At 63.3% G+C, this 8340-nt stretch carries 7 protein-coding genes and 1 pseudogene; 3 read left to right on the top strand and 5 right to left on the bottom strand.

Annotated features, from left to right (window positions below):
* Positions 1-80: 80 nt before the first annotated feature.
* The 5 genes and pseudogenes from AC1RBA_RS24890 to gatC all read right to left on the bottom strand — a co-directional run bounded on the left by AC1RBA_RS24890 (position 81) and on the right by gatC (position 5259).
* Positions 81-1328, bottom strand: coding sequence for a M56 family metallopeptidase (locus AC1RBA_RS24890; RefSeq protein ID WP_070289951.1), 1248 nt, complete (start codon positions 1326-1328; stop codon positions 81-83).
* Positions 1325-1708: a BlaI/MecI/CopY family transcriptional regulator gene (locus tag AC1RBA_RS24885; protein WP_070222793.1), complete on the bottom strand. Its 384-nt coding sequence runs from the start codon at positions 1706-1708 to the stop codon at positions 1325-1327. Before AC1RBA_RS24885 ends, AC1RBA_RS24890 begins: the two co-directional genes overlap by 4 nt.
* 190 nt (positions 1709-1898) lie before the next feature.
* Positions 1899-3362, bottom strand: a pseudogene (gatB, locus tag AC1RBA_RS24880) (Asp-tRNA(Asn)/Glu-tRNA(Gln) amidotransferase subunit GatB); the annotation flags it as partial.
* A 56-nt stretch (positions 3363-3418) separates the two neighbouring features.
* Complete coding sequence (gene gatA, locus AC1RBA_RS24875) at positions 3419-4903, bottom strand: Asp-tRNA(Asn)/Glu-tRNA(Gln) amidotransferase subunit GatA (protein ID WP_070289956.1); 1485 nt, start codon at positions 4901-4903, stop codon at positions 3419-3421.
* Between the two features lie 53 nt (positions 4904-4956).
* Complete coding sequence (gatC, locus tag AC1RBA_RS24870) at positions 4957-5259, bottom strand: Asp-tRNA(Asn)/Glu-tRNA(Gln) amidotransferase subunit GatC (RefSeq protein WP_070222787.1); 303 nt, start codon at positions 5257-5259, stop codon at positions 4957-4959.
* Positions 5260-5610: 351 nt separating this feature from the next.
* Between gatC and AC1RBA_RS24865 the strand changes: the two genes are divergently transcribed.
* From AC1RBA_RS24865 to mreD, 3 genes are all read left to right on the top strand, one after another.
* Complete coding sequence (locus tag AC1RBA_RS24865) at positions 5611-6654, top strand: rod shape-determining protein (protein ID WP_010393186.1); 1044 nt, start codon at positions 5611-5613, stop codon at positions 6652-6654.
* 108 nt (positions 6655-6762) lie between these two features.
* Positions 6763-7824, top strand: a complete 1062-nt coding sequence (gene mreC, locus AC1RBA_RS24860; RefSeq protein ID WP_070222785.1) for a rod shape-determining protein MreC — start codon at positions 6763-6765, stop codon at positions 7822-7824.
* Entirely contained in the window at positions 7821-8333 is a 513-nt protein-coding gene (gene mreD / locus AC1RBA_RS24855; RefSeq protein WP_035824494.1) for a rod shape-determining protein MreD, read from the top strand. Before mreC ends, mreD begins: the two co-directional genes overlap by 4 nt.
* Positions 8334-8340 lie beyond the last annotated feature (7 nt).

Here is an 8340-nt window from a genome sequence, read left to right as displayed (position 1 = left end):
GACGCGTGGCGAGCCACGCGACGACTCCCCGCTTCTGAGGGGCGCTTGCAAGAGATGTATTCATCTACTGGGATAGGATCTTAGTTCAGGCTCCAGACGTATTGCACCTTGACGCTGGCGCTGACCGGCTTGCCGCCAGCGAGGGCCGGCTTGAACGTGCACTTGGCAATGCCAGTGCGCGCCGCCTCGTCGAGGGCAGGATGGCCGCTGCTCTTGACCACGCTTGACCCTTGGACCTTGCCGGTGGCGTCGACATCAAAGGACAGGTTGACCGTGCCCGTTTCCTTCGCCTGCAGCGATGCGGGCGGGTAGACCGGTTTGCCGCACACGCCAAAGTCGATGACGGGGCGGCGCTCCAGCACGGGTGCGCTGTCGGCGGCGACGGCCTGGCCGTAGATGCCGAGGCAGGCGCCGGCCAATGCCAGCAGCGGCACGGCCGCCTTCCAGTTCAGGGCTTGTGGTGCGGGGCGCAGCAATCGTTTGATACGTGACATAAGATCTCCTCCGTTGGCCGCCTGGGCCAGGTGGTGGGTTGAGAACTGGAGACGTTCCAGTTCCGAGAGTGCAAGAGCCAGACGCCGCGGTTCGCCCAGTTGTCTTGCTGCGAAATCATCTGCAATATGTTCGCGTTCGAGGCGCACGCTGCGTGAAATCCACCAGACGGCGGGGTGGAAGAACAGCAGCGCCTCGATGGCGTTTTGCAGCAGGTTGATCAGATAATCGTGGCGCCGGATGTGCGCCAGTTCATGCGCCAGCAGCGCATCGAGCAGGTGCGGCGGCATGCCGGTGAGCAGCGCCGCGGGCACCAGCACCATGGGGCGCCAGATGCCGGCCGTGAGCGGACTGGCGATGTTGTCGAGCACGCGCAGCCGCACCGGCCGCGCCACGCCGGCATCGTGCGCCATGCGCGACAGCCTTGTCTGCAGTTGTCCATGCGTGGTGCCCGTGTTCCTGGCGCTGCGCTCTATCCACAGCATGCCCAGCGCCATGCGCACGGCCAGCACGGCGGCGCACAGGGCCCACACGCCGACGACGGCGCGCAGCAGCAGGTCCAGGTCGGGCAGGCTGTCGGGCGCCAGCAGCGCGGCGGGCAGCAAGGCGCTGGAGTACAGCGCGCCCGTGGCATCGGCCCCGGCCAGGCGCAGATACAAGCCCGCCGCCGGCCACGCCAGGCAGGCCAGCAGGGCGCCGCAACCGACGGCGTAGCGCGCCTCGGGACGCGCATTGCGCAGGGCCGCCCACGCCAGCGCCGTGGCGCAGCCGATCAGCAGCCCTTGCCACAGGAAGTGCAGCAGGGTCCAGCCCAGCGCCGGCACGAAGCCGCTCATGACTGATCGTCCTTGAGCATTTTTTCGATTTCCTCGCGTTCGGCGCGCGACACGCCCGTGCGCAGCGCCGCCAGCACCAGCGCCTTGGCCGAACCGGCAAAGGCCTTCTGCATCAATTCCTTCAGCAGATTCGTCTGCAGGCTGTCCTGCGCCTGCGCTGGCGCATACACGTGCGAGCGCTGGCTTTCGTCGCGGATCAGCAAGCCCTTGCCGTGCATGATCTGCATCAGGCGCAGCACGGTGCCATAGGTGATGGCCGGCTTGGCCAGCGCCATCGCCTCGTGCACCTGCTTGGCCGTGGCCGCACCCAGCGGCCACAGCGCCTGCAGCAGATCGAGCTCGGCTGCCGTCGGTTTCGGGATGTCGTGCGTCTTGGTCATGCGGTCTTCCTCTTGCCTGAAATTCAATATGGCTAGATTAAACCTTGTAGACAAAAATGTATACTTTAATTTTCAGTAGCGTATAAACGCCTGTCAGACATGACATAAAACGTAGACAAGCTTGTTTATAAGGAGACCAGACAGGCAAAAAAAAAGACGCCGCAGCGTCTTTTTTTGGGGCGAGTGAAAATTATCCAGCCAGCTTGGCCTTCAGCAGTTCCGTCAGCTGGGCCGGGTTGGCCTTGCCTTTGGATGCCTTCATGGCCTGGCCGATCAGCGCGTTGATCGCCGCTTCCTTGCCGGCGCGGTACTGCTCCACCGACTTGGCGTTGGCCGCCAGTACTTCATCGACGATGGCCTCCAGTGCGCCCGAATCCGAGATCTGCTTCAAGCCCTTGGCGTCGATGATGGCGTCGACCAGGTGCTCGTCGTTTGACTTCGCTTCCCACATGCCGGCGAAGACTTCCTTTGCCGCCTTGTTCGAGATCGTGCCGTCGGCGATGCGCTTGAGCATGGCGGCCAGCTGCGCGGCGGAGACGGGCGCGTCGTCCAGGTCCACGCCTTCGCGGTTCAGGGTCGACGAGACGTCGCCCATCAGCCAGTTGGCGGCGGCCTTGGCGTTTTCCTTGCCGGCCTTCTCGACCACGGCGACGAAGTAGGTCGCCATGGCTTTCGATTGCGTCAGCACCAGCGCATCGTAGTCCGGCAGTGCGTATTCGCTGATGAAGCGGGCGCGCATGGCGGCCGGCAGTTCCGGCATCGAGGCCTTGACCGTGTCGATCCACGCTTGCGAGATGACCAGCGGCGGCAGGTCAGGGTCCGGGAAGTAGCGGTAATCCTGCGCGTCTTCCTTGCTGCGCATTTCGCGCGTTTCCTTGCGGTCCGGGTCGTACAAACGCGTCGCTTGCACGACCTTGCCGCCGTCTTCGATCAGTTCGATCTGGCGGCGCACTTCGACGTGCACGGCTTCCTCGATGAAGCGGAAGGAGTTCAGGTTCTTGATCTCGCAGCGCGTGCCGAATTCCTTCTGGCCGACGGGACGCACGGAAACGTTGACGTCGCAGCGGAACGAGCCTTCTTGCATGTTGCCGTCGCAAACGCCCAGCCACATGACCAGCGAGTGCAGGGCCTTGGCGTAGGCCACGGCTTCGGCGGCGCTGCGGATTTCCGGTTCCGAGACGATTTCCAGCAGCGGCGTGCCGGCGCGGTTCAAGTCGATGCCGCTCATGCCGGCATAGTCTTCATGCAAGGACTTCCCGGCGTCTTCTTCCAGGTGGGCGCGCGTCAGGTTCACCGTCTTGGTGACGAATTCGCCATCCTTTTCGTAGCCGAAGGTCAGTGCGCCGCCGATGACGACAGGGTCTTCGAACTGGCTGATCTGGTAGCCCTTGGGCGAATCGGGATAAAAATAGTTCTTGCGCGCGAAGACCGAGTGCGGCGCGACGGTGGCGCCCACGGCCAGGCCGAAGCGGATCGCGCGGTCGACGGCCTGCTTGTTCATCACCGGCAGCACGCCGGGCAGCGCCAGGTCGACGGGGCTGGCCTGCGTGTTGGCTTCGGCGCCGTACTTGATCGGCGAACCGCTGAAAATTTTGGATTCGGTCGTGAGCTGCACGTGGTTCTCAAGACCGATGACGACTTCCCATTGCATAGTGTTCTCGCTTAATTTGGTGGCGCCGCCTGGGCGGCGCGAATTTTTTCTTAATTTTCTTAAATGCCGTCAGGGCTGCGCGTATGCCAGTCCGTCACTTGCTGGAACTGGTGGGCCACGTTCAGCAGTTTGGCTTCGCCAAAATAATTGCCGATGATTTGCAGGCCGACGGGGCGCTTGCCATTCTTCTCTCCTGCGCCGAAGCCGCAAGGGATTGACATGCCGGGCAGGCCGGCCAGGCTGGTCGACAGGGTGTAGATGTCGGCCAGGTAGTTCGCCACCGGGTCGTCCGTCTTGTCGCCCAGGTCCCAGGCGACGGTCGGCGCGACGGGGCCCATGATGACGTCGCAGACGGCGTTCGGGCCATTCAGGACGGCGTCGAAATCCTGCGCGATCAGGCGGCGGATCTTTTGCGCCTTCAGATAGTAGGCGTCGTAGTAGCCATGGCACAGCACGTAGGTGCCGACCATGATGCGGCGCTGCACTTCCGGACCGAAGCCCTGGGCGCGCGACTTCTTGTACATGTCCTGCAAGTCCTTGTACTCGGCGGCGCGGTGGCCGTAGCGCACGCCGTCGTAGCGCGACAGGTTCGACGATGCTTCGGCCGGGGCGATCATGTAATAGGCGGGAATCGACAGGGCCGTATTCGGCAGCGAGATGTCGACCAGGGTGGCGCCCAGCTTTTCATACTGCGCCAGCGCGCCGCGCACGGCCGCTTCCACGTCCTTGGCCAGGCCCTCGCCGAAGTACTCGCGCGGCACGCCGATGCGCAAGCCCGTCAACGGCTGGCCCAGTTCACGTGAAAAATCTTCCGCCACGCCGCCCTGTTCCGGCGACAGGCTGGTCGAGTCGCGTTCGTCGAAGCCGGCCATGGCGGTGAGCAGCAGGGCGCAGTCTTCGGCCGAGCGGGCCATCGGGCCGCCCTGGTCCAGCGACGAGGCAAAGGCGATCATGCCGAAGCGCGAGACGCGGCCATAGGTCGGCTTGATGCCGGTGATGCCGCAGAAGGCGGCCGGCTGGCGGATCGAGCCGCCCGTATCGGTGCCGGTAGCCGCTGGCGTGAGGCCGGCCGCGACGGCGGCGGCCGAGCCGCCGGACGAGCCGCCCGGCACGGCTGTTTTATCCCACGGGTTCTGCACGGCGCCGAAGGCCGAGTTCTCGTTGCCGGAACCCATGGCGAATTCATCGCAGTTGACCTTGCCCAAAGTGACCATGCCGGCCGCCTGGAATTTTTCCACCACGGTGGCGTCAAACGGGCTGGCGTAGTTGGCCAGCATTTTCGAGCCGGCCGTCGTACGCCAGCCTTTCGTGACGAACAAGTCCTTGTGCGCGATCGGCACGCCCGTCAATGGCGTGGCCGTGCCGGCGGCGATACGCGCGTCGGCGTCGGCAGCTTGCGCCAGGGTCAGGGCACGGTCGACGTGCAGGAAGGCGTTCGAGTTGTCCGCTTCGATGCGGTCGAGGAAATGCGTCGCCAGTGCAACGGCGGAAATTTCCTTGTTCTGCAAAAGCGTGGACAGCTGTTTGATGGATTTTGTATGCATGGCGTTTCTATTGTGATATTCGGCAAGAAGGCGGGAACGGCGCAACGGCGTGTTTATTCGATAACCTTGGGCACCAGGTACAGGCCATCCTGTACCTTCGGCGCCACGGCCTGGTAGGCGTCGCGGCGATTCTGTTCCGTGGCGACGTCTTCGCGCAGGCGCAGGGCGATATTGTCCATGTGGGCGGCCAGCGGGTGGCTCAGGGGCGCCACGCCATCGGTATTGACGGCTTGCATTTGTTCTGCCAGTGCGAAAATCTTGTTCAATTGGGCCAAAGACGTGACGGCCTGGTCGTCGGCCATTTCAAGTTGGGCCAGGTGGGCGATGCGTTTTACGTCGGAGAGTGTCAGGGACATGGCGAATGGCGCGGAGTGCCGCGCATTAGTATTAAGTTGGCGTTTTGATAAAACGCGGGTATTTACTGCTATTTTGCTCACAAAAATCGAGGAATGCCGCGTAACTCGCGGCTGCAAGAGTCGCACTTTTCCATGGTTTTTGAGCAAATCGCATTCAAATTATAAGGTAGAATGGCGGGTTAATGCGTTGCCGGCGCTGATGGACCGCTGCCGCAGCATAGAAAAGATTGCGCAAGCGCCAAGCGAAACCCGAAAAAATCGCCTCCACGGATTTTCAGGGTGCCTGAAAGCGCCCGCTTTGAAACTCCCCATAAACAGCTTTTGCGCAGCTCGATGCGCTACAGGACACTCATGTTTGGTTTTTTACGCAGGTATATCTCCACCGATCTGGCCATTGACTTGGGCACGGCCAACACCCTTATTTATGTACGCGGCCTCGGTATCGTCCTGGACGAGCCATCCGTCGTCGCCATCCGCCAGGAAGGCGGTCCGAATGGCAAGAAGACCATTCAGGCAGTCGGCAAGGAAGCCAAGCAGATGCTGGGCAAAGTGCCGGGCAATATCGAAGCGATTCGTCCGATGAAAGATGGCGTGATCGCCGACTTCACCGTGACCGAACAAATGCTCAAGCAATTCATCCGCATGGTGCATGACTCGAAATTCTTCCGTCCATCGCCGCGCATCATCATTTGCGTGCCGTGCGGTTCGACCCAGGTCGAACGCCGCGCGATCCGTGAATCGGCTCTGGGCGCCGGCGCCTCGCAGGTGTACCTGATCGAGGAACCGATGGCAGCGGCCATCGGCGCGGGCTTGCCCGTGTCGGAAGCGACCGGCTCGATGGTGGTCGACATCGGCGGCGGCACGACGGAAGTGGGCATCATCTCGCTCGGCGGCATGGTCTACAAGGGTTCCGTGCGCGTGGGCGGCGACAAGTTCGATGAAGCCATCGTCAACTACATCCGCCGCAACTACGGCATGCTGATCGGCGAACAGACGGCCGAAGCCATCAAGAAGGCCATCGGTTCGGCTTTCCCTGGTTCGGAAGTGAAGGAAATGGAAGTCAAGGGCCGCAACCTGTCCGAAGGCATTCCGCGTTCGTTCACCATTTCCAGCAACGAGATCCTCGAAGCGCTGACCGACCCGCTGAACAACATCGTCTCGGCCGTGAAAAACGCGCTGGAACAGACGCCGCCGGAACTGGGCGCCGACATCGCCGAAAAAGGCATGATGCTGACGGGTGGCGGCGCGCTGCTGCGCGACCTGGACCGCCTGCTGATGGAGGAAACCGGCCTGCCGGTGCTGGTGGCCGAGGACCCGCTCACCTGCGTGGTGCGCGGTTCCGGGATGGCACTGGAACGTATGGACAAGCTCGGCTCGATCTTCTCCTACGAATAATCTGACAGAAGGGCCGGAAACCATTCCGGCCTTTTTTTGGTTTTGGCGCCGGCGTCTGACCGGGGCCTGCACGTTGGCGCACTGCGCCTGGCCTGATTATTGGAAGTCATGGAATACAGTCCTCCGCCACTTTTCAAACAAGGCGCCTCCGCCCGCGTCAAGATGATGGTGTTCGCCGGCATTTCTATCGCCCTGCTGCTGGTCGATTCGCGCATGCACGCGCTGACGGCCGTGCGTCAGGCGGTCGGCACCGTGCTGTATCCGGTGCAGATGGCGGCCCTGGTGCCGCGCGACGTGGCGCTGGGCGTCGGCAATTACTTTTCTTCGCTGTCGGCCCTGGAAAAACAGGTGCGCGACCTGAAGCACGAACAGATCGCCTCGGCGCAGATCCTGCAGCAGGCGCAGCTCAACATCGTTGAAAACAACCACCTGCGCAAGCTGATGGAAGCGCGCGAGCGCGTGCCCGTCAAGACCATGATGGCCGAAGTGCTGTACGACACGCGCGATTCGGCCTCGCGCAAGATCGTGCTCGATCGCGGCATCCAGAATGGCGTGGAACTGGGCCGCCCCGTGATCGACAACCTGGGCGTGGTGGGGCAGGTCACGCGCGTGTTCCCGTTCACCTCCGAAGTAACGCTCTTGACCGATGAAGAGCAGGCCATTCCCGTGCAGCTGCTGCGCAACGGCGTGCGCAGCGTGGCCATCGGCCGCGGCAAGTCGGGCACCATGGAGCTGCGCTTCACGGCCCCCAGCGCCGACATCCAGATCGGCGACATCGTCATCACCTCGGGCCTCGACGGCCTGTACCCGGCCGGCCTGGCCGTAGCGCGCGTGACCCTGGTCGAGCGCAATGCGCATGGCCCGTTCGGCCGCGTCGTGTGCCAGCCGCTGGCCGGCATCGAACGCAACACCCAGCTGCTCATCCTGATGACGTCGCCCGATATTCCGCCGCGCCCGCCCGCCGAAGATGTCAAGACGGGCCGCAAGATCGCCGGCAAGATGGCGCCGATCAAGGACCCGGCCAAGGAGCCTGCCGCCGCCGCGACAGCCCCCGCCGCGAAGCCGCCCGCCAGCGCCGCGCCGAAACCGGCGGCGCCGGCAGGACCTGCCGCAACGCCTGTAACAACGCCAGCACCTGCCGCCGTGCCACCGAAGGAAGCGACACGATGAACCGCCCGCATTACATCCTGCTGCCGGTCAGCCCCCTATTCATCGGTTTTTCCCTGCTGTGCGCTTTTTTGCTGAATCTGCTGCCATGGGGCCAGTTTGTCGGCGTGCCCGATTTCGTCGCGCTGGTGCTGGTCTTCTGGGGCATCCACCAGCCGCGCAAGGTCGGCATCGGCGTCGCGTTCTTCATGGGCCTGATGATGGACGTGCACGATTCGACCCTGCTGGGCGAGAATGCCTTGGCGTATACCTTGCTGTCGTATTTCGCCATCATGATGCACCGGCGCGTGCTGTGGTTCCCCATCCTGACGCAGGCGCTGCACGTGCTGCCGCTGCTGCTGCTGACGCAGGCGCTGCAATTGCTGACGCGGCTGATCGTCTCGGGCCGTTTCCCCGGCTGGCTCAATTTCATCGAGAGCTTCGTCGCCGTCGCCCTCTGGCCTTTCGTGACGTGGATCCTGCTGGCGCCGCAGCGCCGCGCCGTGGACCGCGACCATAACCGGCCGATCTGACGGGCGC

This window comes from Janthinobacterium sp. GW823-FHT03B06 (assembly GCF_058796955.1).
The sequence above is the reverse complement of the archived record's forward strand: the minus strand, read 5'-3'. Positions and strand labels throughout refer to the sequence as shown.

Bases quoted from the DNA above. Each gene is read 5' to 3' on its own strand.
- AC1RBA_RS24885 (WP_070222793.1), bottom strand. From the start codon at position 1,708: ATGACCAAGACGCACGACATCCCGAAACCGACGGCAGCCGAGCTCGAT.
- AC1RBA_RS24890 (WP_070289951.1), bottom strand. From the start codon at position 1,328: ATGAGCGGCTTCGTGCCGGCGCTGGGCTGGACCCTGCTGCACTTCCTG.
- gatC (WP_070222787.1), bottom strand. From the start codon at position 5,259: ATGTCCCTGACACTCTCCGACGTAAAACGCATCGCCCACCTGGCCCAA.
- mreD (WP_035824494.1), top strand. From the start codon at position 7,821: ATGAACCGCCCGCATTACATCCTGCTGCCGGTCAGCCCCCTATTCATC.
- AC1RBA_RS24865 (WP_010393186.1), top strand. From the start codon at position 5,611: ATGTTTGGTTTTTTACGCAGGTATATCTCCACCGATCTGGCCATTGAC.
- gatA (WP_070289956.1), bottom strand. From the start codon at position 4,903: ATGCATACAAAATCCATCAAACAGCTGTCCACGCTTTTGCAGAACAAG.
- mreC (WP_070222785.1), top strand. From the start codon at position 6,763: ATGGAATACAGTCCTCCGCCACTTTTCAAACAAGGCGCCTCCGCCCGC.